Source organism: Neisseria sp. Ec49-e6-T10 (assembly GCF_051132615.1).
Lineage (GTDB): Bacteria > Pseudomonadota > Gammaproteobacteria > Burkholderiales > Neisseriaceae.
Genome location: NZ_CP152375.1, coordinates 646,570 through 671,237, shown reverse-complemented (window position 1 = coordinate 671,237; position 24,668 = coordinate 646,570). Strand labels below are relative to the sequence as shown.

Genomic DNA, 24,668 nt, shown 5'->3' with positions numbered 1-24,668 from the left:
GCCATTAATTTAAGAAGGATCTGAAATGACTTTAACCAAAGCAGAACTTGCAGAAGTTCTATGTGAAAAAGCCAATGTAAGTAAAGTTGCGGCTAAAGAAATAGTCGAGGCATTTTTTGAAGAAATTCGCCAAGCATTGGAAAATAAAGAAGAAGTAAAAATTTCTGGTTTTGGTAATTTTCAATTACGTGATAAACCACAACGCCCAGGCCGTAATCCTAAAACTGGGGAAGAAGTGGCAATCAGTGCACGCCGTGTAGTGACTTTTCATGCAAGTCAAAAACTTAAAGGCATGGTTGAGAACTATCATGACAAAGCTAAACGTTGATTTTCCTGCTGTTCCGTTAAAACGCTATTTCTCTTTGGACGAGTTATGTCAACTTGCCCAAATAGAAACGGACGTTTTTGTTGAATGGCAAAATCAACATGGTATTGTGCTTGGAAAAGGGGGCAATACTTATTCACGTCAGGATGTGTTCTTATTAAGAAAGCTTAGTGCAACTTTTCAGCCTCCTGTAGACTCTTTTTTACAAGGGCAAGAAGGTTTAACTGAGCAAGTTGCTTTAAGTGCCCAGGAAGTGAGTAACCGACTGGCCGTCATTTTGCAAAGATTACAAAATTACGCTCATTGAATATTTCTTAGGTTTGTTTTTATAAAATACAATTGTAAGTAAACATTGTTTTAAGCCCATTTTAAATATTATTTAGAATGGGCTTTTTCTTTATTTTCTTATGGGATAAATATGCTAAGCATTTTTATGGTGCCAGGTGTAATACATCAATTGTAGGCGGGTTAAATAAACGCATGGGTAAACCAATTTCACCTATTCCCCTTGTAATAAATACTTTCATTATGCCTTTATCTGTCTTGGTTGTTTCTAATAAACAATTAAAACCATACTCTGAAGGAATGACTTTTTCATAGATAAAAGGGATACGAATTTGTCCACAATGTGTGTGACCTGCAAGAACCAAGGTGACTTTTTTAGGGTCAAACATAACTGCACTATCAGGGTTATGAGCAACCATTAATATGGGTTGGTCTGATGATTGCTCAAGAAATTGAGGATCATCCCCTAAATTCCAGCGGTCGCCTACGCCTGCTAATTGATAAGTAGGCATATCAATGATTTTTTGTTCTATATTGATTAAATTGAATTTTGTTAAGACAGAGTTGAGTTTTGGTGTATGGGTATCGTGGTTACCCAATACAATATACGTTGGGCGGTTGAGTTTTGCTAAAGGCGCCAGTAGTTGGTTCAAATTATCTGGGTTAGCTGCATAGATAAAATCACCTGCGATGATGTTAAATTGTGCTGGTGTGGCATTTATCTTATTAACCAAGCGTTCTAAGTAATGTGTACTCTTGTAGGCACCAATATGTAAATCAGCAACCAGTAAAATATCTGCTTTTATGTGAGTATTGGCAATAGTGGTGTGTTTGGTTAGCAGTAATTGTGGTTCAATAAAGCGAGACCAGATAAAAAGAGTCCCTAGAGTAAATAAAAGTAGATTAATGATATTGGGTTGATTTTTTAAACGATAACATAACCAGAGGAAGTAAGGTATGGCAAGGAAGCTGCCATAATAAAAGAGTTCATTTGTGTTTAAGTGATGCATATTTTATTGGGATGTTTTTCTATAAAAGCTTTAAATTTTTTTCGTAAAGTATTTTTACCTGCCTCATAACAGATAGCTTGTTTCTTTATTATAATGTTTATATTAGCTGAATAGAAAGCACTTTTAAGACTCTCTTTTTGCATAATGAGCAGCAAGTACAGCGCAAACCATTAATTGTAACTGGTGAAAAATCATTAAAGGTAAGACCATTAAACCAATAGCGGATGCGGGGAAAAGTACATTTGCCATGGGAATACCATTTGCCAAACTCTTTTTTGAACCACAAAAAACAATGGTAATTTCATCTTCTTTATTGAACCCCAATAACCTTGCCCCATAAGTGGTACATAATAGCACAACAGCGAGCAATAATACTGAACATAACAATATAACCAATAAAGACCAAAAATTGACTTGATGCCATATACCATTAACAACGGCATCACTAAAAGCAACATAGACGACTAATAAAATGGAAGAACGATCTGTTTTATTCACAAGTTTTATGTGTTTTGCAATCCAACCGGCAGTCAATGGGCGAGATAAATGACCCAATATAAATGGAAGCATTAATTTGACCATAATGGATAATATGGCATCTGTTGTATCTGTCGTTGCTCCTTGAGTGTGCATTAACAGGCCAACTAAGATTGGGGATAAAAATATACCTAAAATACTGGAAGCAGAAGCACTGCAAATAGCCGCAGCAACATTGCCTTTGGCTACAGAAGTAAAGGCTATTGCAGATTGTACTGTTGCGGGTAAAGCACATAAATATAAAAAACCTAAATATAAAGGCTCAGAAAGAATGTTTGGGGTGAGCACTTGCATTGTTAGGCCAAGTAAGGGAAATAATATAAAGGTGCTGGCAAAAATAATACAATGCAGCCGCCAGTTTCCCAGTCCAGACAAAATGGCAGAGCGGGGCAGTTTGGCACCATGCATAAAAAACAATAAGGCAATAGCAATATTGGTCAGTTGTTCGAAAATGGTTTTGTAGAGGCCTTTACAGGGGAAAATAGAGGCAATGATCACGACACAGATTAATATAAGTAAGAATTGATCAATATAAAGTTTTTTTAACCATTTCATATTCATAGTCAGACAGTGTATTTTTGTGTAATAGCGCCCAGTATAGGCTTAAAATACCTATTTGCCTATATGTTGTTTGATTTATTTTTAATTGAGAAGCTATATAAAACATACCCATAGTCAGAAAAAAGACGATAGGTATGTTTGTGCGCATTTATTCTTAATGTTCGTCATCGTGTTCGTGTAAATAAGCCGCCTTTTTAGGTAAGCGCGTACTGACTAGAAAGGTAATAACCAGCATAATGCTCACATAGATATAAAAACCATTTTCCAGTTGGGCTTGTTTAAAACTTAAGGCAACAAATTCTGCTGAACCACCGAAAATAGCATTGGCAATGGCATAAGATAAACCGACTCCTAAAGCCCTGATTTCTGGTGGGAACATTTCTGCTTTAACAATCCCTGCAATAGATGTATAAAAACTCACAATAGCAAGAGCTATAATAATCAAAACAAATGCCATAACAGGGCTGTGTGTATTTTTAAGCCCCATTAAAATGGGGTATGTGCATAAAGTGCCTAAAGCACCAAACCACATCATAGAGGCTCGCCGACCAATTTTATCTGAAAGCATACCAAATAATGGTTGAAAAAGCATATACACAAACAATGCAGCAGTCATGATCAAACTTGCTGTTTTGGTTTCAATACCAGAAGTATTGACCAAATATTTTTGCATATAGGTTGTAAATGTATAAAAGGCCAGTGAACCACCTGCGGTATAACCTAATACGGTAAAAAATGCCGCGCTGTGTTTGGAAAATAACTCTTTTAAACTACCTGCATTTTTATTGGCACGGGTTTCTTCTGTAGTAGTTTCTTTTAGTGTTCTTCTTAAAAATAAAGAAATAATTGCCGCAAAAGAACCAATAAAAAAGGGGATTCTCCAACCCCATGCTTTAATGCTTTCTTGTGTTAAGGTAAACTCTAAAATCACAATAACCAATACGGCAAGTAGTTGCCCACCAATTAATGTGACATATTGAAAGGAGGAAAAAAATCCTTTTTTCCCCTTTAATGCGATTTCACTCATATAGGTTGCAGTTGTGCCATATTCACCACCAACTGATAACCCTTGTATCAAACGGGCTATTAATAAAAAGAATGGTGCCAACACACCAATGGTTTCATAGGTGGGCAAAATAGCAATCATAAAAGAACCTGCACACATCATTAAAATAGATGTCACCATTGATTTTTTTCGACCATAGCGATCGGCAATACGACCAAAAAACCAGCCACCAATCGGGCGCATCAAGAAGCCAGCAGCAAAAACACCTGCTGTTTTTAATAGTTGTGAGGTGGCATCCCCATCGGGGAAAAAAGCACTGGCAAAATAAAGTGAGCAAAATGCATAAATATAAAAATCAAACCATTCAACGAGATTACCGGAGGAGGCGCTGACAATGGCAAAAATACGTTTTCTTTTTTCTTCTGTTGTGTATTGAACTGCGGGGCTGGACATAAAATTCTCCTATGTTATTTTTATTGACCACATCAATTTTTATGCTGATTTTTTGTATGTGGTTGTTCACCAATATATAACAAAAGAGAAAAACACTTCTATTGTTTTATAAAAAGAAAATTTTATTTATTTGATTTTAATGATATTAAATTTTATGTTTTTTTGTAGAGATATATTGATAATTTTTGCTTTTAATTGATAGAAAAAATAAAAAGACCATCATGTTGATAAAATGATGGTCTAAAAAAAGAGTCGTTATTGAAAGATTTTATGCATGATTTTTTCGTAGATTTGACTTAATTGTTCAATATCTTCAATACGGACACACTCATTAACCTGATGTATTGTGGCGTTACTTGGCCCAAGTTCAACCAATTCTTTGGCAATATCTTTAATAAAGCGCCCATCAGATGTCCCTCCTGTTGTGGACAGCTCGGATGTCACCTTTGTTACCTCGTAAATGGCAGACGATACAATGTCTGTAAATTGACCTTTTTCTGTTATGAAAGGGTTCCCTGATAATTGCCATTGAATATCATAATCTAAGGATGACTTATCCAAAATAGCATGCACTCTTTGTTTGAGTGAAGCGGCAGTATGTTCTGTTGAAAAACGAAAATTAAATTGAATGGTGATGACACCAGGAATTACATTGGTGGCACCTGTACCAGAATGAATATTAGAAATTTGAAAGCTGGTTGCTGGAAAATAATCATTACCATCATCCCATTTTTCTTGAGTCAGTTCCAGTAATGCTGGGGTAGCTAAATGAATGGGGTTTTTAGCCAAATGGGGGTAAGCAATATGGCCTTGTTTACCGTTAATGGTTAATGTGCCAGATAAAGAGCCACGTCGCCCATTTTTAATTGTGTCACCTAATGTCTTTGTAGATGTCGGTTCGCCTACGATGCAGTAATCGATTAACTCGTTTCTTTGTTTTAAAACATCCACGACTTTAACTGTACCATCATGTGCATCGCCTTCTTCATCAGAAGTAATTAAAAAAGCAATGCTGCCATTAAAGTTGGGCTTGGTTTGAATGAAACGTTCGCAAGCACAAATAAAAGCAGCAATACTGCTTTTCATATCAGCCGAACCTCTGCCATAAAGAAAACCGTCTTTTTCGGTTGGTTCAAAAGGGGGCGTGATCCAACGACTAGTGTCTCCTGAGGGGACAACATCAGTGTGCCCAGCAAAACATAAAAGAGGGCCACTATTGCCAAGGCGAGCCCAAAGGTTATCTGTTTGACCAAATCGTAGAGATTCAATAGAAAAACCTAAATTGTGTAAACGGTTGCTGATCAGATTTTGACAACCTGCATCATCGGGGGTAACTGATTGTGCGCTGATTAAAGATTTTGCTAGCGTAAGAGAGTCAGACATAAAAATGGTGTGTACTTTAGAATCAAAACGGCATCATACAATAAATAAGATGGACAGCCAAATTAGGTTAAGATCAACAAAATGATGTTAAGTCAAAAAGTAGTTAATGATTGCTTGTCTACTAAAATGGTTTATAGATAGAATACTTGAATAACCAATATTTTTACTTTCATGACTCTTTACCATAGGCGATATGTTATGTCTTCTTACTTGCTTGCGATTGATCAGGGTACAACCAGTACTCGAGCCATTCTTTTTAATGTACAAGGCCAATTGCTGGCAATGGCACAACAAACCATAGAACAGTCTTTTCCCCAAGATGGTTGGGTTGAGCACAACCCTGAAGAAATTTGGCAGACTGTTTTGGCTGTATGTCGTGATGTGTTACAAAAAGCGAATATTCAAGCTTGTGATTTGGTCGGTATTGGCATTACCAACCAAAGGGAAACAACATTGGTTTGGGATAGAAATACGGGTAAAACGCTTTATCCTGCAATCGTTTGGCAAGATAGACGTACCGCTGATTATTGTTCATCATTAAAAGATCAAGGGCATGAGAAATTGGTCAGTGAGCGGACAGGATTATTGATTGATCCTTATTTTTGTGCCACAAAACTGCGTTGGATTTTAGATCATGTCCCTGATGCTCAGCAAAGAGCCAAAAAAGGTGAGTTGTGTTTTGGTACAATAGACAGCTTTTTGTTATGGCGTCTGACAGGGGGACAGGTACATTGTACCGATGCCAGTAATGCGGCACGAACGTTATTATTTAATATTAGCGAACAAAAATGGGATAAAGAACTTTTGGCTTTGTTTGATATTCCAGAAGCACTGTTGCCAGAGGTGAAAGATTGCGCTGCTGATTTTGGATACACAGAACCTGATATTTTAGGTCAAGCTGTCCCTATATTGGCAATGGCAGGAGATCAGCAAGCTGCATTGGTTGGGCAGGCATGTTTTGAGCCTGGCATGGTGAAAAGCACTTATGGAACAGGTTGTTTTATGATAAAGAATACCGGTTCTACTATGGTACATTCACAAAATAGATTGCTCACAACAGTGGGTTATCGTTTAAATGGGCAAACAACTTATGCCATTGAAGGCAGTATTTTTGTCGCTGGTGCGACCATTCAATGGTTACGCGATGGGATTAATCTAATTGAACATGCTGAAGAGACAGAGCAGTTAGCCAGACAGACTCAAGACACAGCTGGTGTTTATTTGGTGCCAGCTTTTACAGGTTTGGGGGCACCTTATTGGGACCCGAAGGCACGAGGTGCCATTTTTGGGTTGACTCGTGACACAGGAATTAAAGAAATCGTCACCGCAGGGCTGCAATCTGTATGTTATCAAACCTGTGATTTGGTTAGGGCCATGCAAGAAGACAGCATGGCTCCTTTGCGTGCATTAAGAGTAGATGGTGGTATGGTGATGAATAATTGGTTGATGCAATTTTTGGCAGATATTTTGAATGTGCCAGTAGAGCGGCCAACCATTTATGAAACAACCGCTTTAGGCGTTGCTTGGTTGGCAGGTTTACAAGCTGGTCTTTACCAAAACTTAGAGGATATTGGCAAGCTTTGGCATTTGCAAAGCCGTTTTGAGCCAAAAATGCAAACACTACAACGTGAGCAGTTATATCATGGTTGGTTGGATGCAGTAGGGCGGGTAAGAAGCAGTTCATAATATAAAATCAATGGCACAATACTTTGTTTCGAACAAGTATTGTGCTCAATAAACAGATAGGTTATCAGCCATCTTAATTTTTGGTTGTTTCGGTGTCTATTAATGGCTGTTTTTTTTGAGCAAGTCGTTTATTGATTTCCCTGATTCCTTGCAAGCCACCAGTGTGAATCGCCAGTATTTTTTTGCCTAAAGGTATTAGGCCTTTTTTAATCATATCTCGTAAGCCAAACATCATTTTCCCCGTATAAATGGGATCTAAAGGAATGTGATTCAGTAGGTAAAAATCATTAATAAAAGTGATCAAATCTGATGTTGTTTTGGCATAGCCACCAAAATGATGATCTAAGTTAAGCGTAAAATTTCTTTTATGTGTCAATTGAGCAATGTCATTGGCTAAAAAGCCAGCGTTTTTGAGTGCAGGAAAACCGATAATGTGTTGATGTGGTTGTGCGCCAATAGACAAACCAGCTAAGGTGCCACCAGTGCCCACTGCTGTGGTTATTAAATCAAAGGGGTGCGTATTTTCTGTTAATATTTCTGCTGCACCTTTAACGGCCAGTTTATTGCTCCCACCTTCTGGGATCAGGTAATGATTGGGAATGTTGTGTAGAATCTGTTGGATCAATAATGATTTTTCTTTTAAGCGGTATTCCTGCCTTGGTACAAAATAAAATTTCATACCTAATAAGTGTGCTTCTTGTAACGATACATTATCCTGCCATTTATCCTTAATTTCTTCACCTCTAATGATGCCTATTGTGTTTAAATGATGTTCTTTACCTGCAGCAGCACTCGCCACAATATGATTAGACATGGCACCACCAAAGGTAACCAAAGTTTGATGATTTAAAGCTTTTGCTTTGATTAGGTTGTATTTCATTTTCCAGAACTTGTTACCAGAAATCACAGGATGTATTAAATCTTCCCGTTTAATAAAAAGCTGATGTTCTGTATGTAGGTCAGGAAAATAAAACCGTTCAATGGGCATATCAGACATAAAATAACCTATTTGCTGCTTAAGTTTGTTGGGTTTAAGCGATTATGTGGGAGTGTCATTAGATTCAGGATTTTGAGTTTTACTGTATTGTTCTCCCCAGTTTTTCATTTCTAAAATAATCGGTTTTAAGCTTTCACCCAAAGTGGAGAGTTGATACTCGGTTCTTGGGGGGACTTCTGCATAAACCGTGCGGGTGAGGACACCATCTTCTTCTAATTCTCTTAATTGTAAAGCCAACACTCTTGGTGTGATACTTGGGATAGCCCTTTGTAATTCACTGTACCGTTTTTTTTGAGCAATTAAGTGATACAAAATGACCCCTTTCCACTTGCCACCAATGACATTTAAAGTCACTTCAACAGGACAGCCTTGAGGGCATGAGTAGGTCTGTTTTCTATTGCGCATACAGCAATCATTCCTTTGGTATGGTTACAATGAGGATACTAAGTGCGCACAAAGTGCGTTCTTACTAAAAATAATGCGAACTGTTATGATCATACCCATAGTTGTTTAAAAAACCAAGGGAGTTTAAATATGAAAGCATTTGCTGTCGTTGGCCAAAATGGACCAATTGTTGAAGTTGATTTTCCTGAAAAGCAACCAACAGGGCATGATTTATTGATTGAAGTTAAAGCCGTTTCTGTAAATCCAGTGGATACAAAGGTGCGCAATGTTGCAACGGGTTTAACCAATAATGCACGTGTCTTGGGATATGATGCCAGTGGTGTTGTTAAAGCGGTGGGTGAGCAAGTGTCTTTATTTAAAGTGGGGGATGAGGTGTTTTATGCAGGCGATATTACTCGTCCAGGCACCAATATGGTGAATCATCTGGTTGATGAACGAATTGCTGGCAGGAAACCTAAAAATACATCATTTAATGAAGCTGCGGCTTACCCATTAACCAGTATTACTGCGTATGAAGCTTTATTTGAAAAATTGAATTTTAGTTTTACACATCCAATACAAAATAAAGATAAAACTTTGTTAATCATCAATGGTGCAGGTGGTGTTGGCTCTATTGCCATTCAACTGGCTAAGTTAGCTGGTTTAACTGTTGTGGCCACAGCGTCTCGCCCAGAAACGATTGAATGGGTGAAAAAAATGGGGGCAGATTATGTCATTAACCATAGACAGACATTTGCTGAAGAGTTTGATCCACTTCCTTTTAAAGAGGTTGATGCTATTTTATGTTTGAATGATACCAAAGGGCATTGGCAAAATATGGCTGATGTGATTAAGCCATTTGGCATGATTTGTTCTATTGTTGAGTGTGGCAACCCCATGGATATTGATGTCTTCAAGAGTAAAAGTGTTTCTTTTGCTTGGGAGTTTATGTTTACCAGAGCAAAATATCAAACAGCAGATATGATAGAACAACATCACTTATTAAATAATGTGTCTGCTTTAATTGAAGAAGGCAAAGTAAAGTCTACATTAACCAAAACATTATCTGGGTTTAATGCTCAGAATATTGATCAGGCACATCAATTGGTTCAAGCAGGTAATATGATTGGTAAGGTGGTCATTGGGGTTTAATGATTATTTAATGAAAGGCATTTATCTTTTAGTAAAAATGCCTTTTATTTTACTTGCCAATCTTTAATAAACGAAAATTGTGTATATTCTTCGTGCGAAAAACCCGTCAAGATGCAAGTACAAAAAGGATCAAAGAATTGATCTTTCCCTTTTAATTTATATTCAGGTCGATTAGGCACAATATAGTGTAAGAGTAGTTGAATCGAATCCGTACCAGAAAAAGCAACTTTTTGAGGTTGAACAATTTCAGCCCAATATTTTATTGGTTCTAATTTGGTATGATTTTGGGCTGTAATGATGACAGGCGGGCATTCAGTTTGTTTGTTTTTTCTGGTGTTGTTATAGCCTAAAATAACCATAAAATCGGTAAAAACAAATACATCACACTTATTCATGTCAAAAAAACCATTTTTTCTGGGTAAATCTTGATCAACAGGAATATTTTTCTTGCTGAATATAAGGCTATCATGACAATGTGTCTGTAAGTATTGTGTCACCAGTTGATGTTTTTTATGGAAATTTTGCTCTTGTTTGTGACGGTAAAGTAAAAAAAACAATAAAAGTAATAAAGGAAGAATAAAAATAATGGCCATAATGGTCAACCATAAAAAAGACAGCCTAAATTATAACAGGCTGTCTTTATTGTTTTATTGAATAATTGTATTAAATTATGTTATGCAATAAACGCGCTATTCTTTGGCTATTGCGCAAAATATTAATGGGCATAATATGTTCATCAACGCCTAGAGGGCTTTCAATAATCAACATTTCCTGAGGACGTCCTGCATGTAAGCTTAATTGTGCTTGTGCAGGCGTAAAATCAATACCATGTGTTTTTGCAAATTGCTCTGCGCGGGCATTGGCTGTTTTAAGCATATCCAGTAAGGAAACATCTAAATGAAATATTTTTGCTTTTAGTACCAAAATACGAGCAGCGAACCAGTCCGCTTCTTCGGTAAATTGAGTGGGGCTGTTAGAGGCTAAGTTGAAATTATGGCGGCTGGCAGCAATCAACATTGCAATGGTGCGAATTTGAGGAAGCAAAGACTCACTAATGCATAAAGTATCTGTGAAATCATGCTCTAATGAGTGAACAAAATGACTGGCATCACACACTAAGTACCATTTACGTAAAGCTTGTTCAGTATGTGCTTTACTAAGAGTAGATGGTCTATTTGTCGTGATGGTTGTCATTTTGTGCTCCAATTATTTAATCATTAATTTTCTTCATTATTTTGGCGGCTACTGTAGAAAATAAAAAAACCGCCAAATTTGGCGGCTTTACACGGTATTTTACTTTAACTTCTTTTATCCATGAGAAAGGGCCGCCTCGGGAGAGTCGTACCAATAAGAATAAAAGAAAAAGAAAATAGCTGTGTTCATGTTTTTAAGAGTACGCTTGTTTGGTTTTGGTTGTCAAGCATTTTTTGTGTTGTGTGACAAAAAGTGCGAAGGTATTTAGAACTGATAACCTACACCAATTACACCAAATATTAACCGCATTCATGGTTTTATTGTGAAGGCATTAGATGAACCTACTCCTTTATAACCGATATCAACAACCAGATGATTTATTTTATTTCGTATTTTTGATGATTTATTGGTTCAGAAAATTAAGGCACATTTATTCGATTCACAACAATAAGCAAGCAGATTATTGTTGTGAATGATTAAGCGTCACAGAGACGAGTTATATAAAAATATTGTCTCCACTTTGATGATTTAAGCCTGGATGGTGATCAAAACGCACGACACCAACAGCAGCTTGACCTTGAACAGCTTTTTTGACTAAACAGACACCTTCGATACCAAAACCACCACATAATTCAATTGCTGTATAATTTTGTTGAACCAATTGTTTGGCTAAATCACATGCCGAGTCATAGCTGTTGACTGCAAAAGTTGAAACACGCACACTTTCTGTATTGGTTTCACTTTTATGGATGGTTGGATTGCCTTCTTCTGAAAGAAAAATAAATGCAGCTTGTAAAGCCATTTTTTGCTCCTAATTTAAGGTTAAAAATGGTATGGTAAGTTAGTTAGATAAGGGTGAATTGTAAAAATGCGTCCTATTGTTTTTATTTTGTAAGTAAGCTAATGGTGCTTGGCCTGTAAATTGTTTAAAGTCTTTAATAAAGTGGGATTGGTCATAATAACCATGTGCTAAAACACAATCCAGATAAGCTTGATTGTCATTTAGCAATAATGTTTTCATGATGTGTTCAAAACGGGCGGTTTTTTGAAAGTATTTAGGACTCACCCCCGTGTTATATTTAAATATCTTTTGAAAGTAACGTGTACTGACCTGAGTTTTTCCAATAACGGAGTCAAGAGTGTTGTGTTGTGGTGCCTGATAATAGAGATGATACAAAGCCTGGTCTAGCCAAGGGTGTTGGTCTTTATGATTTTGCTGTAATTGTGTGCATAAAAAGTGATTCAGTATTTCAATTTTTTGCTCAATTGTTTGGGGTTGTTGAAGACGATTTTCAATTTGAGCACCCATATTCCCCCAGATGTCTTCAGCTGTAATATTGCGATCAATCATTTCTATAATCGGATGTGCGCAGAAGTGCCGTAAAGCGTTATGGCGAAAGCGTATTGCAATAAATTTTATGGGTGATTTTGTTGGTTTGAAGGTAAAGTTTTTGTGACGTGGTAATAACAACATACTTTTAGAAGAGGGTGTTGTGATGGCGGTATTTTGTAATGATATAGGTGCACCATAAAGAAAAATAAGTTCAGCTCCTGTGCCTGGAAGCATACAAGGCAACTGAAATTGTCCTTCCCATACCCAATATCGGCTGATATAAGGTTGTAGTATTTTATTTGCTTTGAAATGATAAATGTTCATGAATCTTTAAAGGGTGTTTGTTTTCAGTATAAATTTTAAGGAAATTAAATACCCTGTTCAATATAGTTAGTGGCAATGTGATTTTTTGATTATGGTGTGGTTTTAATTGGTTCATTTAAAGCAATTTATTGCCTATTTCTGTTTGGCACCAAATATTGTCATGATTTTTGACAACGGAATCACAGTTGATTGTACAATACGGCATTTTACCTGATATACCTTAGTTGTTTGTGGAAAAGTGAATGAAATTAAAACAATATTTGTCTTCTTTAGTGATCCCTTTCAGTGTTGTTTGCTTCATGTTGAGTGGATGTTTTGACTCAAATAAAGCAGATGTCGGTTTGGAAGGGGCTGATGTATTAAAAAATGGGCCAGTTGATGCCTTAATTTATATGACCAAAGCACAGCAAGGTGATGCACCGTCTCAATATAAAGTAGCTAATTATTACTATGATAAAACCCATAGCTATAAAGAAGCATTAAAATGGTATTTTCAGGCTGCAAAACAAGGTTTTGCACCAGCACAGGCAGCTTTAGGACAAATGTATGATCAGGGTGTTGGGATCAAAGCGGATCCTTCTAAGGCTTTATTTTGGTATCAACAAGCTGCTGATCGAAATGATCCAGAAGGGCAGTATTTATTGGCCAATATCTATGAGCATGGTTTAGATGCAGAAAAGCAATTGGCTGATCAACTTTATATTAAAGCATTACAAACATTTCAAGATCAAGCTAAATTAGGAGACGTTACTGCCCAACGGGCTTTGGGGATGATTTATTTCGAGGGTTTAAATAATGTTCGTTCTTCCTTTTTTAAACAAGATATTCCTAAGGCACGACTATGGTTGAGTCGAGCGGCTAATCAAAATGACCCAAAAGCCCAGTTTTTGTTAGGTCAGTTATATGCGCAATATGGAATAGAAGATGGCTTGCCTGATGTTAAAGAAGCCATTAAATGGTATAAAAAAGCGGCTAAGCAAAATTACATTAATGCTTTACTTATGCTGGGTGATATTTATTGGCAAGCCATCCCTGCCAAGGCTGATAATTTTCAGCAATCAATTGATTACTATACCAAAGCTTCAGAATTAGGTTCTGCTACGGCCGATATTGTCTTGGCAGAACATTTTTTAGGTTATGACAGTAATGAGGCAGGGACACTGTCTTTTGTGGTTGATGAAAAAAATGCCATTAAATGGTTAAAAGTGGCGGCGATACAAAAAAATAATGCCGAGGCTCAATACATGTTGGGTATGATTTATGAAAATCCTTTAAGCAGCATGCCACAAGATAGAGTCGAAGCGGAGAAATGGTACAAGTTGGCTATTGGTAACAGACATGAAATGGCCAAACAAGCTTTACAACAAATGTATGTTGTGATGAAACAGGAAGGCTCTCAAAATGATGGTGCTATTCCAATGAGTATAGGTGTGCCTACTTTTACACAGGAGTCACCATTGTTTCCTGTTATTGAAGAGCACAATATTGATGTACCGCCTATTCCTGTCATTGGTAATGCCATTAGCCCCCATAAAGCAGTTGACTCAATGAGCGGTAATCATAATCGTTTATCTGGTTCAGTGGTTGAACAGAAGAAAGAAAACCCTGCCACACAGGCTCAAAATATTAAGACTCAAAATCAACCACAGGTAAGAAGGATAGAAGAAACAAAAGTACAAAATAATAGGCAAGCTCAAAATGAGGATGATCATGATGAAATCAGAGAAATACCCTTAGCAGTAAAGGAAAATCAATAAAATTTTCGATATCTTTGGAGATGGTTTGAGGGTTTTTGTGCTTGTGTACAGTTGTGTTAAAATGTGCCTCATTGAAAAGGTCAGCACAGTTTAGGAGTGACAAATGGCAGGACATAGTAAGTGGGCAAACATACGCCATAAAAAAGAAAGACAAGATGCCAAAAGGGGTAAAGTTTTTACCCGTGTGATTAAAGAAATCACGGTAGCCGCTAAAATGGGCGGAGGGGATCCCAATAGTAATCCACGTTTACGCTTAGCGATGGATAAGGCTTTAGATGCCAATATGCCAAAAGACAATATTCAACGGGCGATTGATCGAGGTACAGGCTCTTTAGAAGGGGTGGAGTACATAGAGTTACGTTACGAAGGCTATGGTATTGCTGGTGCCGCCGTTATGGTTGACTGTTTAACTGATAACAAAACCAGAACAGTTGCTGATGTGCGTCATGCTTTTACAAAATATGGTGGTAATTTAGGCACAGATGGTTGTGTGGCTTATCAATTTAAACACCAAGGTTATTTATTATTTGCTCCTGGCGTAGATGAAGATGCTTTAATGGAGGCTGCCTTAGAGTCAGGTGCTGAAGATGTGGTGGCACAAGATGATGGCTCCCTTGAAGTGATTACTGAACCCAATAGTTTTACCGATGTCAAACAAGCATTGGAAGCGGCAGGGTTTAAAGCCGAAGATGGTGAGGTAACCATGCGTGCAGAAAATGAAATTGTGTTAACTGGGGACGAGGCTGTTAAAATGCAAAAACTGGTTGATGCTTTAGAAGATTTAGATGATGTTCAGGAAGTTTATACTTCTGCTGTAATGGATTTAGAATAAATCATAAAATTGATCTATAAGAGTTAAGTGAAAGAAGATTGGTACACAATCTTCTTTTTTGTTTGAATCATTTGTATCTAACGACTAATTGATTGCTTATTATGCTTGCAAAAATTACACGTATGTTCCCCATTTGGGCTGTTTTATGTTCCCTAATTGCCTATTTTACCCCCAATAGTTTTTTATCGATTAAACCTTTTGTGGGTGATTTATTGATGTTTGTGATGTTGACAATGGGGGTGACACTCAGTATTCATGATTTTAAAAGGGTTTTTTTGCGCCCTAAACCTGTTGTTGCCTGTACGTTATTGCATTATCTGGTGATGCCTTTAAGTGCATGGGTTTTAGGCAAACTGTTTCAAATGCCTGCCGATTTGTTAGTGGGCATGGTTTTGGTTGGTAGTGTGGCCAGCGGTACAGCATCTAATGTCATTATTTATTTGGCCAAAGGAGATGTGGCTTTATCCGTTACTATTTCTGCTATTTCTACTTTGGTTGGTGTGATTGCAACGCCTTTGCTCACTTGGTTGTTTGTTGGCACACAGGTACAAGTTGATATTTTGGGCATGCTGACTTATATTTTAAAAATTGTGGTGTTGCCTATTGGTTCTGGTTTGATTATTCACCATTTGTTGACAACATTTGTGAAAAAAATTGAACCGTTTTTACCTTTTTTGTCTATGTGTTCTATTTTAACCATTATCAGTGTTGTTGTTGCAGGCAGTCAAAGTAATATTGCTTCTATTGGTATAACTGTTGCACTAGCAGTTGTTTTGCACAATGGTATTGGCTTATTAAGTGGTTATTGGGGGGGAAAACTTATGGGGTTTGATGAATCAATTTGTCGCACCATGTCTATTGAGGTGGGTATGCAAAACTCAGGTTTGGCGGCTACATTAGGCACAACATACTTTTCTTCATTAGCTGCATTGCCCGGTGCCATATTTTCAGTTTGGCATAATATTTCTGGTTCTATTTTGGCTGGTATTTGGCAAGGTAAACCCATTAAAAAAGATGAGTAAGATTGGATATTTTAATAAGGACTTAATATGTTTTATCGATACTGTATCGTAGCTGTATGCTTGTGTTTACCGTATTTTACACAAGCTCAGGAAGATTATGCTGTAGATTATCCAGAACCAGGTGTGGTTGTATGCGATGATGGTACATCTGAGACAAGTGCCTGTGCGAGTTTAGATTCACATCCAGCATTGGATGTGTCAGGTCAATATGTTTCTCAACTATTACAAGGAGACAGAAAAAATGCACAAAAATTTTGTGCATTAAGCAATAAACAATGTGTTGATGTCATGATGCCATATTTTCAGGAGACTAGATCTTATGAAATGCGTTCAGTTGAGTTAGTGGATGATGCTGATTTAGCCCATAAAGCAAAGGTAGCGTTTGTGGCTGTTATGGATGATAAAAAAGAACCAGAAGTTTATAAAGAATACCATTTTGTTTTTGATTTTAAGCCAGATGCTCAAAATAACTGGAAAATCACCAATACACAAGTGGAGCAAATAAAAGTTTTAGATACAGATGAATATGAAACAAGAGGGCCAGTAATTGCAAAATGACTCTTTACCCAAAGTTGTGGTATTAACCGGTGCAGGTATTTCTGCCGAATCGGGTATTCAAACCTTTCGTGATGGTGATGGCTTATGGGAAAAACACAGGGTTGAAGATGTGGCCACGTTTGATGCTTATTGTTGCAATCCAGAGCTGGTACAACGTTTTTATAATGCAAGACGCCGTACACTCAAACAACCTGATATTCAACCTAATCCAGCTCATTTTGCTTTAACCCAACTAGAGCAAAAGTTAGGGGGGCAATTCTTATTGGTGACTCAAAATATTGATGATTTGCATGAAAGAGCAGGTAGTCAGAATATTATTCATATGCATGGCGAATTACTTAAAGCTCGCTGTACAGGCTCGGGACAGGTATTTGAGCAGCAAACAGATCTGAGTACAACAGATTATTGTCCTTGTTGTCAGGTGAAACAACCTTTGCGCCCACACATTGTGTGGTTTGGTGAAGTGCCTTTGCAAATGGATGATATTTTTCAGGCTTTAGCTAATGCCGATTATTTTATTTCAATTGGCACGTCTGGGCATGTCTATCCAGCGGCAGGTTTTGTCGCGTTTGCGCGTCAAAATGGTGCACGGACAATAGAGTTAAATTTGGAACCGAGCAAAGTACAAAATCAATTTCATCAGAACATTTATGGTCAAGCCAGCATGACGGTGCCTGATTTTGTCCAAGATTTTTTAACACAGCTTTAAAAGATCAATACTTCAGTATTTGTTTCTTTTATTTTGAACTGCTGCTTGAGCCAGAACATAGTAATCAACGTCAAAGTTTGCTATGATTGCCCCTCTTTTTTTGCAGACTATTTCCTGGAGTTTTTCCGTGTCTGAGTTTTCTTCCCAGTCTCAAAAGCGATCATTTCTTGATCGTTATTTTCAGCTATCTGAACATAAAACCAATGTAAAAACAGAAATTATTGCCAGTTTCACTACGTTTATTACCATGGTTTATATTGTGTTTGTGAACCCTAAAATTTTAGGGGATGCTGGAATGGATTCACAAGCCGTTTTTGTCACAACCGCATTAATTACCGCTATTGCCTGTATTTTAATGGGCGCAGTTGCCAAGTTGCCTATTGCTTTAGCTCCGGGTATGGGCATTAATGCCTATTTTGCTTATGTTTTGGTCGGTTCAATGAAAATGACTTGGGAAACAGGCATGACCCTGATTTTTCTGGGTGCTTCCTGTTTGTTTTTATTGTCCCTATTTAAAATTCGTTATTGGATGGTGGCCAATATTCCCTTCTCACTTAGGGTTGGGATCAGTAGTGGCTGTGGTTTGTTGATCACCTTAATCGGTTTACATAATGCTCATATTATTGTTGCCGACCCAGATACAATGGTGCGTTTAGGTGACCCAAAATCACTTTCCTTTATTCTAGGTTCATTAAGCTTTTTAATTGTGGCTGTCTTGGCGCAAAAGGGCAAACATGCTTCTGTGTTGATTTCCTTTATTGTGGTGACTTTAATTGCTTGGGGCTTGGATGATTCTGTTGTTTTTCATGGCCTAGTCAGTATGCCACCAGATATCACGCCTGTTGTTGGGCATCTGGATTTTGAAAAAGTCTTTAATTTCTCCATGATAGGCATAGTCATTTCGGTGATGTTGATTAACCTTTTTGAGTCTTCTGGTACCTTTATCGCTGTAACCGATAAAGCGGGTCTAGCCGATAAAGATGGGCGTTACCCAAATCAACAGAAGTCTTTGTATATAGACAGTGCCTCATCTGCTGCGGGTGCTTTTATGGGGACTTCTGCTGTAACCGCTTATGTCGAAAGTGCTTCAGGTGTGGCCGTAGGTGGACGTTCTGGTTTAATGGCTGTAGGCGTAGGGTTGTTATTTTTATTAATGATCTTTTTCTCGCCTTTAGAAAAAATGATTCCACTGTATGCAACTACAGGTGCTTTGATCTATATTGGTGTGTTAATGGCTTCTGATTTAGCCAAAATAAAATGGGAAGATTTAACAGAGGCTGTGCCCTCATTTGTGGCAACAGTGGCCATGCCTTTTACCTTTACCATTACTGAAGGTATTGCTTTAGGATTTATTACTTATGTTGTGATGAAAGCTTGTACAGGACGTTATAAAGACTTAACCATCTGTACTGTAGTAATGGCACTTTTATTTTTAGCCCGTTATATATTTTTATAAGCCGTATTGGTTTGACCCTTTGGAGTGAAAAAGATGTTTAAAGAAAATGTGCGTGAAATGATTGATGCAGGTGCCGCAAAAATACCTGCTGATATGGTGATCAAAAATGGTCAATTGGTGAATGTGATTTCAGCTGAAATATACCCAGCAGATGTGGCTATATATCGCTCACAAATTGTGGCCACTGGGGACGTATCTGAATATATTGGCCCAAACACTCAAACAATTGATGCACAAGGAAAGTACTTGGTGCCAGGCTTAATTGACGGGCATTTGCATATCGAATGCAGTAAATTGTCTATGACCAGTTTTGCCAAAGCTGTTGTGCCACATGGCACCACTAGCATTATTTCAGGTTTGGATCAATATGTGGTGACCGCAGGTTTAGAAGGCGTTAAAGAAATTTTACAAGAAATTGATGCCTCTCCCTTAAAAGTGTTTTGGGGGCTGCCTTTTTTAACACCTTATACCTTGCCACAAAGCAATGTCGGTTTTAACGTAACAGCAGCTACACATAAAGAAGTGCAAAAGTGGCCAGAGGTTTTTGGTGTATGGGAGACCGTTGCCGAGTTTATTGAAAACCAACACGAAGATGTGATGCAGGCTATTGAGTTGGCAAGAGAAAACAGATTACCCGTTTTTGGCTGCGCACCGATGACCCGTGGTAAAAAACTCAATTCTATTTTGTGTGCTGGCGTGCGTTTAGACCATGAAAGCTATAATCACGAAGAAATGATGGAAAAAGTGCGCAAAGGCATGTATGTGTTGATTCGTGAATCTTCTATTTCTCATTTTATGAAAGAGAATATGAAGATCGTGACACATTTAAACCCTCGTTTGGCTCGTCGAGTCAGCTTCTGTACCGATGATGTGATTGCGTCTGATATTTTGGCCAATGGTCATATGGACAAACTCATTCGCATGGCCATTGCTTATGGCGTAGACCCATTAACCGCTATTCAAATGGGCTCTATTAACTCAGCAGAAGCCTATCGAATTGATCATTTAGTCGGCTCAATCAGCCCAGGGCGTTTTGCCGATATTTTATTGGTAGAAAATTTGGTTGAATTTAATATTGATACCGTTATTGCCAAAGGAAAACTGACCGTACAAAATGGTCAAATGGCTTATGATTTACAGCCACCCAAACGCAGTGATTTATTATTACAAAGCATGAAATTAAAACCTGTGTTGGCACAAGATATGTGTGTGAAAACAGAGCTAAAAGAAGATAAAGTTCATGCGTTGTCTTTAGATGTTGATTTTAATGTGCCTTTTGTACGTAAAGGCCGCAATGTTGAATTAAAAGTCAAAGATGGTGTGGTGCAACCCGATATTGAAAACGATGTGTTGTATGCAACGGTGGTGGAGCGTTTTGGTAAAACCGATACCAAACCTGCAGTGGGTTTTTGTTCTGGTTGGAAACTAAAAGCAGGTGCGATGGCCAGTTCTTGTGCACCAGATGACAATAATGTTGTGTGTATTGGCACCAACTCAGAAGATATGGCTTTAGCCATTAATCATTTGGCGCAAAATGGTGGTGGACAAGTTGTAGTGCGTGATGGGCAAATTTTAGGCTTCTTGCCTTTACCTATTTGTGGCATTGTGTCTGATCTTGATCCTGAAACTATGGCACATGAGGAAGAAAAACTGCTCCAATTGACACGCAATTTAGGCTGTGATTTACCAGACCCACTTTTTTATATGTGTTGTTTACAAATTACCGCCATTCCAGACTATGCCATTACCGATTTAGGGGTGATTGATTTTGCTGAACAAAAAGTTTTTGACCCAGTATTAAGGTGCAGTTGTTCTCACGGTAAAATGCATCAATAACCTTTTTAAATCAAATGGTAGAAAAATTTAAGTTATAATTATCAGCCCTCAAAAGTATTTGGGGGCTGACGTATTTTTTACTTTGTCTAAGTTAAGCATCATAAGTTCTAAATAAAAACAGGAGCACACGGTGAGTGAACAAAACCAATTAGCCAGCATCATTGACATGGCAGCAGGCAGAACAAAAGCAGATTTATTAATTACTAACTGTAAAATTGTCGATGTATTTAATCAAGTATTGCTTGATGGGCCATTGGCTATAGGCAATGGCAAAGTAATTGGTTGGGGTGAAGGTTATGAAGGCAAACAAACCTTAGATGCCAAAGGTGGTATTGTGATGCCTGGTTTAATTGATGGCCATGTGCATATTGAATCATCGTCTTTAACACCACCACAATTTGCCCGTTGTATCTTACCTTATGGCACCACCACCATTATTGCAGACCCGCATGAAATTGCCAATGTATGTGGTTTGGCTGGTATTCGTTACATGCTTGATGCCACCAAAAAACTGCCTTTAAATGTCAAAATTATGTTGCCTTCCTGTGTACCTGCCACCCCATTTGAACAGGCAGGGGCGGTGTTAGAGGCAGAAGACTTAGAAACCATGATTGATGACGAAGGTATTTTGGGTTTGGGTGAAGTCATGGATTACCCAAGCGTGACCAATCATGCCGATTCTATGATGAAAAAATTACTGATGGCACGTAAACACAATAGAGTGATTGATGGACACAGCCCAGGTTTAACAGGTAAAGATTTAACGGCTTATGTTATTGGCGGCATTATGACCGATCACGAATGCAGTACAACCAATGCTATGTTGGATCGCCTAAGTATGGGGCAATATATTTTGCTGCGTGAAGGCTCTACCTGTAAAGATTTATTGAATTTAATTCCTGCCATTACGCCTGCTAATGCGCGTCGTTGTGTCTTGTGTACAGATGACAGAGAACCTGCTGATATTTTGGCAACAGGGCACATTAATAAAAGCCTACGTTTAGCGGTAGAAGCAGGTCTTGACCCATTATTGGCTGTGACGCTAGGTACCCTAAATGCAGCAGAATGTTTCCGTTTACAAGGCAAAGGTGCCATTGCCCCTGGGTATGATGCTGATTTATTAATCGTGGATAACCTAACAGAATTTAACCCAAAACATGTATTTACCTTAGGGCAAGAAATTGCACGTGATGGTCAGTTATTGGTTCAAATCGAAGACTATGTATCCGATGCTGTATTGAATACTGTCCGTTTAGCCCCGTTAACGGAAGCAAATTTTACCTTACCTTTAACATCAGATAAGGTTCGTGCCATAGGCGTTAAACCACGTAGTGTGGTGACATTCAATTTAGAAACCCCAGTAGTAAAAGATGCCCAAGGCAATTTTGATGCTAAGTTGAATCCTGGTTTAAATAAATTGGCGGTGATTGAACGACACCATGCAACAGGTAATATGGGCTTAGGGGTATTGGCTGATTACGGTATTAAAAATGGTGCCATTGCTATTTCTGTTGCACATGACTCACATAACCTTGTGGTGGCAGGGGACAATGATGCTGATATGCTCTGTGCGGTAAAAGATGTAGAGCAAATGGGCGGTGGGTTTTCTATTTGTCAAAATGGCCAAATTTTAGCCAATTTACCTTTGCCTGTTGCAGGTTTAATGTCCAATCAATCCCCACAAGAAGTAGCCAAACAATTAGAAGTCTTAATCAATACTGCTCGTGGTGCGTTAGGCTTAAGTGACGCATTTCACCCGTTAATGACTTTGGTGTTTATGACTTTACCTGTGATTCCTGAGTTAAAACTGACATCTAATGGTTTATTTGATGTGAAGGCATTTAGACCTGTTGAGGTTTGTGTGTAAAATATTATCTTTAAATAAAAAAGCCAAAAGTTAAAGAAGCTTTTGGCTTTTTTTATTATAATGGGTGCTTATGATATTTAAATGAGTGTATTGAGAATGTCAAAGTTACAAGAGAATAATCTAGTAGTTAAAATGAATAAGCCAGTAGATAATTTTATTGAAAATCCATTTTTCAATAAGTCATTTTTAAGTATGACAATGATCGCTTGTACATTATTTATTATTTGGCGCATGTTAGATCAAATTGGTTGGCGTAGCTCATTTCCTGAATTATTTTCTTCTTTTGATATTGTGCCAGTTATCTTTTTGGTTATTATTTCTCTAATTGTAATTTTTGGTTTAGTGATTGCATTACCTGCTTTTATCATTAAAGAGTACCCAGTAAAATTTAATGCTAATCTTTTTGACAGTAAAAATAAACGAATAAATAAATTGATAGGAAAAAATGCCTTTTTAATTTTTATGATTGATCTATTTTGTTTGTTATTATACCCGATTATTATTTATAAAAAAATTAATATATTTTTATTAATATTAATAAATTTTTCTTTAATAATATGTGTTTTTTTTATTTTAATAGGTATAAAGAATATATTTTTGAAAAATAAATTTTTATGCAATTTGCGTAATGTGGGTTGTTTGTTTTTTTGGTATGGGGTAACTTTGTTTTCAATTAATACTTTGATACGTATTTATATTTTTGCTCAGTTAACAAAACAGATAAGTTATCAATCTTTTTTCATAGATTTAGGCGCTATTTTAATTTATATTTTTATTGCAAAAACTATTTTTTATATTATCCTTAAAAATAGAAATTTTTGGTATATCAAAATAGTTCATGCAATGATAGCTTGTATTGTATTTTCTGCTATATTTTTAGGCTTCTTATTTCCTCGTGGAGGAGATCAATTAATTAATCAAGCATTTATCGCTATAGGTGCACGTAGCTGGCAAGTAGAAACATTTATTATTCACGAGCCTAATTTCAATGATCGCTTTTTTTACTAAACCTCTATATTTAATCAAACAAATATTACCTATGCACCAGCAGGCATTAAAGTAAATGCTGTGCGATTACTGTTTTTAGGGAAAGTTTCTTTGCTTTGTTCACCAGAGATAAGTCAATTAGAAAAACAGATCGACAAATGGTCACAAATTGCTTCTAAATGTATTGCTTTTGACAGCAATAAAGTACAACAATGGCAAAATTAATAGGTAAGCAAAAAGCGAGCATAATTGAATGATTAATTAACTTACAACCTGTAATATTTTGCTTCGGCTGAACTTAGCCAGAAGAGCAACTGAAATAGTTTTATTCATTAAACTTGTTTTTTATAAGAAGATAGCTGTTCTTTAATGATGTTTTCTACTTCATATCTACTTAATCCATTTGCTATCTTGGGGTCATTAGTCGCATTATTGATGTTGTGGAAAAGTTGAGCCAATTGAGTGTGTTGTTGCAATTTAAGGTTTTGTTCTTTTTGCTCTTTTAATGCCTGTGCTCGAGCCTGATCAATACGCTCATTACCACATAAAATATTATAGCTATGCTTCTTGTTGGCTCACTTCTTCAAACCATTGATTAAAAATATGATCAGGTAATAAATTTTTATTGTTTGAATAAATTATTTCGTAGCTATAATTAGCTTCTAAGCTATTATTATTTACGTCATAAATTAATTTCATTTCTGTTGGCATTTTTCTTTTATCTTTGATACATAAATCATAGATGGATTTTAAATCTTCAATACCATACTTAATTAGTGCTCTTTGCCTATCAATAGACACATCATAAGAACTATTACCTAAATTACCATTTAGTTTATGCTTTCTAAAAAAACCATCTTTTAATTTGTAAAAAACATCAAATGCAAGCCCATTATTCTCACATGCACAGTATATATATATTTTTTCAGCTTGTTTATTTACATATTCTAAAGCCAGAGCAACCATATCAGCTTGCAGTTCCGAGAAATAATCTTCAAATACTTTTTCCATTTC

Annotated in this window: 26 protein-coding genes; 14 read left to right on the top strand and 12 right to left on the bottom strand. The window is 37.1% G+C overall.

From position 1 onward, the window contains the following. Positions 1 to 25: 25 nt before the first annotated feature. On the top strand, positions 26 to 328 hold the full coding sequence (locus tag AADH04_RS03390; protein ID WP_434778842.1) for an integration host factor subunit alpha: 303 nt from the start codon (positions 26 to 28) through the stop codon (positions 326 to 328). After that, positions 309 to 632 carry a hypothetical protein gene (locus tag AADH04_RS03385; protein WP_434778841.1) on the top strand — a complete coding sequence of 108 codons (324 nt, stop codon included), beginning with the start codon at positions 309 to 311 and terminating at the stop codon, positions 630 to 632. The genes AADH04_RS03390 and AADH04_RS03385 overlap by 20 nt, the downstream gene beginning before the upstream one ends. 124 nt (positions 633 to 756) lie before the next feature. Here AADH04_RS03385 and AADH04_RS03380 read toward each other — a convergent pair whose 3' ends face one another. The 4 genes from AADH04_RS03380 to dapE form a co-directional block, all read right to left on the bottom strand. Beyond that, on the bottom strand, positions 757 to 1,620 hold the full coding sequence (locus tag AADH04_RS03380; protein WP_434778840.1) for a metallophosphoesterase: 864 nt from the start codon (positions 1,618 to 1,620) through the stop codon (positions 757 to 759). A gap of 123 nt (positions 1,621 to 1,743) precedes the next feature. After that, positions 1,744 to 2,712 (bottom strand): bile acid:sodium symporter family protein, encoded by a 969-nt coding sequence (locus AADH04_RS03375; RefSeq protein WP_434778839.1) that lies wholly within the window; start codon positions 2,710 to 2,712, stop codon positions 1,744 to 1,746. A 160-nt stretch (positions 2,713 to 2,872) separates the two neighbouring features. Next, positions 2,873 to 4,177, bottom strand: coding sequence for an MFS family transporter (locus tag AADH04_RS03370; protein WP_434778838.1), 1,305 nt, complete (start codon positions 4,175 to 4,177; stop codon positions 2,873 to 2,875). A 255-nt stretch (positions 4,178 to 4,432) separates the two neighbouring features. After that, positions 4,433 to 5,560, bottom strand: a complete 1,128-nt coding sequence (dapE, locus tag AADH04_RS03365) for a succinyl-diaminopimelate desuccinylase (RefSeq protein WP_434778837.1) — start codon at positions 5,558 to 5,560, stop codon at positions 4,433 to 4,435. A 198-nt stretch (positions 5,561 to 5,758) separates the two neighbouring features. On the opposite strand from dapE, the gene glpK reads away from it, so the two are divergent. Then, entirely contained in the window at positions 5,759 to 7,246 is a 1,488-nt protein-coding gene (gene glpK / locus AADH04_RS03360; RefSeq protein ID WP_434778836.1) for a glycerol kinase GlpK, read from the top strand. A gap of 73 nt (positions 7,247 to 7,319) precedes the next feature. Here the strand turns inward: glpK and AADH04_RS03355 are convergent, their stop codons facing one another. Together AADH04_RS03355 and AADH04_RS03350 are read right to left on the bottom strand one after the other, a co-directional pair. Beyond that, positions 7,320 to 8,243: a 1-aminocyclopropane-1-carboxylate deaminase/D-cysteine desulfhydrase gene (locus tag AADH04_RS03355; protein WP_434778835.1), complete on the bottom strand. Its 924-nt coding sequence runs from the start codon at positions 8,241 to 8,243 to the stop codon at positions 7,320 to 7,322. 42 nt (positions 8,244 to 8,285) lie between these two features. Continuing rightward, on the bottom strand, positions 8,286 to 8,648 hold the full coding sequence (locus tag AADH04_RS03350; RefSeq protein ID WP_434778834.1) for a winged helix-turn-helix transcriptional regulator: 363 nt from the start codon (positions 8,646 to 8,648) through the stop codon (positions 8,286 to 8,288). A gap of 129 nt (positions 8,649 to 8,777) precedes the next feature. Here AADH04_RS03350 and AADH04_RS03345 point away from each other — a divergent pair, with 129 nt between their 5' ends. Continuing rightward, complete coding sequence (locus AADH04_RS03345) at positions 8,778 to 9,779, top strand: zinc-binding alcohol dehydrogenase family protein (protein WP_434778833.1); 1,002 nt, start codon at positions 8,778 to 8,780, stop codon at positions 9,777 to 9,779. A gap of 44 nt (positions 9,780 to 9,823) precedes the next feature. On the opposite strand, the gene AADH04_RS03340 is transcribed toward AADH04_RS03345, so the two are convergent. From AADH04_RS03340 to AADH04_RS03325, 4 genes are all read right to left on the bottom strand, one after another. Next, positions 9,824 to 10,372: a hypothetical protein gene (locus AADH04_RS03340; RefSeq protein WP_434778832.1), complete on the bottom strand. Its 549-nt coding sequence runs from the start codon at positions 10,370 to 10,372 to the stop codon at positions 9,824 to 9,826. Between the two features lie 70 nt (positions 10,373 to 10,442). Continuing rightward, positions 10,443 to 10,973, bottom strand: a complete 531-nt coding sequence (locus AADH04_RS03335; RefSeq protein ID WP_434778831.1) for a hypothetical protein — start codon at positions 10,971 to 10,973, stop codon at positions 10,443 to 10,445. Between the two features lie 496 nt (positions 10,974 to 11,469). Continuing rightward, positions 11,470 to 11,775: a DUF6506 family protein gene (locus AADH04_RS03330; protein ID WP_434778830.1), complete on the bottom strand. Its 306-nt coding sequence runs from the start codon at positions 11,773 to 11,775 to the stop codon at positions 11,470 to 11,472. Between the two features lie 39 nt (positions 11,776 to 11,814). After that, positions 11,815 to 12,630 (bottom strand): helix-turn-helix domain-containing protein, encoded by an 816-nt coding sequence (locus tag AADH04_RS03325; RefSeq protein ID WP_434778829.1) that lies wholly within the window; start codon positions 12,628 to 12,630, stop codon positions 11,815 to 11,817. A gap of 242 nt (positions 12,631 to 12,872) precedes the next feature. Between AADH04_RS03325 and AADH04_RS03320 the strand changes: the two genes are divergently transcribed. The 10 genes from AADH04_RS03320 (at position 12,873) to AADH04_RS03275 (ending at position 23,879) form a co-directional block, all read left to right on the top strand. After that, on the top strand, positions 12,873 to 14,387 hold the full coding sequence (locus AADH04_RS03320) for a hypothetical protein (RefSeq protein ID WP_434778828.1): 1,515 nt from the start codon (positions 12,873 to 12,875) through the stop codon (positions 14,385 to 14,387). 103 nt (positions 14,388 to 14,490) lie between these two features. Next, on the top strand, positions 14,491 to 15,219 hold the full coding sequence (locus tag AADH04_RS03315; protein ID WP_434778827.1) for a YebC/PmpR family DNA-binding transcriptional regulator: 729 nt from the start codon (positions 14,491 to 14,493) through the stop codon (positions 15,217 to 15,219). Positions 15,220 to 15,320: 101 nt separating this feature from the next. Then, positions 15,321 to 16,241, top strand: coding sequence for a ketopantoate/pantoate/pantothenate transporter PanS (gene panS / locus AADH04_RS03310; protein WP_434778826.1), 921 nt, complete (start codon positions 15,321 to 15,323; stop codon positions 16,239 to 16,241). 27 nt (positions 16,242 to 16,268) lie between these two features. Further along, entirely contained in the window at positions 16,269 to 16,799 is a 531-nt protein-coding gene (locus AADH04_RS03305; RefSeq protein ID WP_434778825.1) for a hypothetical protein, read from the top strand. Then, entirely contained in the window at positions 16,789 to 17,508 is a 720-nt protein-coding gene (gene cobB / locus AADH04_RS03300; RefSeq protein WP_434778824.1) for a Sir2 family NAD+-dependent deacetylase, read from the top strand. The genes AADH04_RS03305 and cobB overlap by 11 nt, the downstream gene beginning before the upstream one ends. 127 nt (positions 17,509 to 17,635) lie before the next feature. Then, the gene (locus tag AADH04_RS03295; RefSeq protein ID WP_434778823.1) at positions 17,636 to 18,964 is read left to right on the top strand and encodes an NCS2 family permease; all 1,329 of its coding nucleotides are present in this window, start codon (positions 17,636 to 17,638) and stop codon (positions 18,962 to 18,964) included. A 33-nt stretch (positions 18,965 to 18,997) separates the two neighbouring features. Beyond that, on the top strand, positions 18,998 to 20,800 hold the full coding sequence (locus tag AADH04_RS03290; protein WP_434778822.1) for an adenine deaminase: 1,803 nt from the start codon (positions 18,998 to 19,000) through the stop codon (positions 20,798 to 20,800). Positions 20,801 to 20,930: 130 nt separating this feature from the next. After that, on the top strand, positions 20,931 to 22,667 hold the full coding sequence (gene ade / locus AADH04_RS03285) for an adenine deaminase (protein ID WP_434778821.1): 1,737 nt from the start codon (positions 20,931 to 20,933) through the stop codon (positions 22,665 to 22,667). A gap of 96 nt (positions 22,668 to 22,763) precedes the next feature. Then, positions 22,764 to 23,675 carry a hypothetical protein gene (locus AADH04_RS03280; RefSeq protein WP_434778820.1) on the top strand — a complete coding sequence of 304 codons (912 nt, stop codon included), beginning with the start codon at positions 22,764 to 22,766 and terminating at the stop codon, positions 23,673 to 23,675. 60 nt (positions 23,676 to 23,735) lie between these two features. Then, complete coding sequence (locus AADH04_RS03275) at positions 23,736 to 23,879, top strand: hypothetical protein (protein ID WP_434778819.1); 144 nt, start codon at positions 23,736 to 23,738, stop codon at positions 23,877 to 23,879. A 107-nt stretch (positions 23,880 to 23,986) separates the two neighbouring features. Here the strand turns inward: AADH04_RS03275 and AADH04_RS03270 are convergent, their stop codons facing one another. Together AADH04_RS03270 and AADH04_RS03265 are read right to left on the bottom strand one after the other, a co-directional pair. Then, positions 23,987 to 24,130 carry a hypothetical protein gene (locus AADH04_RS03270; RefSeq protein WP_434778818.1) on the bottom strand — a complete coding sequence of 48 codons (144 nt, stop codon included), beginning with the start codon at positions 24,128 to 24,130 and terminating at the stop codon, positions 23,987 to 23,989. A gap of 82 nt (positions 24,131 to 24,212) precedes the next feature. Continuing rightward, positions 24,213 to 24,665, bottom strand: a complete 453-nt coding sequence (locus tag AADH04_RS03265; protein ID WP_434778817.1) for a hypothetical protein — start codon at positions 24,663 to 24,665, stop codon at positions 24,213 to 24,215. Positions 24,666 to 24,668: the final 3 nt, after the last annotated feature.

What these genes read in the sequence shown, in the direction of transcription:
- AADH04_RS03380 (WP_434778840.1), bottom strand. Translation starts at nt 1,620, where the DNA reads ATGCATCACTTAAACACAAATGAACTCTTTTATTATGGCAGCTTCCTT.
- AADH04_RS03280 (WP_434778820.1), top strand. Translation starts at nt 22,764, where the DNA reads ATGTCAAAGTTACAAGAGAATAATCTAGTAGTTAAAATGAATAAGCCA.
- AADH04_RS03390 (WP_434778842.1), top strand. Translation starts at nt 26, where the DNA reads ATGACTTTAACCAAAGCAGAACTTGCAGAAGTTCTATGTGAAAAAGCC.
- AADH04_RS03340 (WP_434778832.1), bottom strand. Translation starts at nt 10,372, where the DNA reads ATGGCCATTATTTTTATTCTTCCTTTATTACTTTTATTGTTTTTTTTA.
- AADH04_RS03350 (WP_434778834.1), bottom strand. Translation starts at nt 8,648, where the DNA reads ATGCGCAATAGAAAACAGACCTACTCATGCCCTCAAGGCTGTCCTGTT.
- dapE (WP_434778837.1), bottom strand. Translation starts at nt 5,560, where the DNA reads ATGTCTGACTCTCTTACGCTAGCAAAATCTTTAATCAGCGCACAATCA.
- AADH04_RS03265 (WP_434778817.1), bottom strand. Translation starts at nt 24,665, where the DNA reads ATGGAAAAAGTATTTGAAGATTATTTCTCGGAACTGCAAGCTGATATG.
- glpK (WP_434778836.1), top strand. Translation starts at nt 5,759, where the DNA reads ATGTCTTCTTACTTGCTTGCGATTGATCAGGGTACAACCAGTACTCGA.
- AADH04_RS03335 (WP_434778831.1), bottom strand. Translation starts at nt 10,973, where the DNA reads ATGACAACCATCACGACAAATAGACCATCTACTCTTAGTAAAGCACAT.
- AADH04_RS03370 (WP_434778838.1), bottom strand. Translation starts at nt 4,177, where the DNA reads ATGTCCAGCCCCGCAGTTCAATACACAACAGAAGAAAAAAGAAAACGT.
- panS (WP_434778826.1), top strand. Translation starts at nt 15,321, where the DNA reads ATGCTTGCAAAAATTACACGTATGTTCCCCATTTGGGCTGTTTTATGT.
- AADH04_RS03305 (WP_434778825.1), top strand. Translation starts at nt 16,269, where the DNA reads ATGTTTTATCGATACTGTATCGTAGCTGTATGCTTGTGTTTACCGTAT.
- AADH04_RS03320 (WP_434778828.1), top strand. Translation starts at nt 12,873, where the DNA reads ATGAAATTAAAACAATATTTGTCTTCTTTAGTGATCCCTTTCAGTGTT.
- AADH04_RS03315 (WP_434778827.1), top strand. Translation starts at nt 14,491, where the DNA reads ATGGCAGGACATAGTAAGTGGGCAAACATACGCCATAAAAAAGAAAGA.
- AADH04_RS03330 (WP_434778830.1), bottom strand. Translation starts at nt 11,775, where the DNA reads ATGGCTTTACAAGCTGCATTTATTTTTCTTTCAGAAGAAGGCAATCCA.
- AADH04_RS03290 (WP_434778822.1), top strand. Translation starts at nt 18,998, where the DNA reads ATGTTTAAAGAAAATGTGCGTGAAATGATTGATGCAGGTGCCGCAAAA.
- AADH04_RS03325 (WP_434778829.1), bottom strand. Translation starts at nt 12,630, where the DNA reads ATGAACATTTATCATTTCAAAGCAAATAAAATACTACAACCTTATATC.
- AADH04_RS03385 (WP_434778841.1), top strand. Translation starts at nt 309, where the DNA reads ATGACAAAGCTAAACGTTGATTTTCCTGCTGTTCCGTTAAAACGCTAT.
- AADH04_RS03355 (WP_434778835.1), bottom strand. Translation starts at nt 8,243, where the DNA reads ATGTCTGATATGCCCATTGAACGGTTTTATTTTCCTGACCTACATACA.
- AADH04_RS03345 (WP_434778833.1), top strand. Translation starts at nt 8,778, where the DNA reads ATGAAAGCATTTGCTGTCGTTGGCCAAAATGGACCAATTGTTGAAGTT.
- AADH04_RS03375 (WP_434778839.1), bottom strand. Translation starts at nt 2,712, where the DNA reads ATGAAATGGTTAAAAAAACTTTATATTGATCAATTCTTACTTATATTA.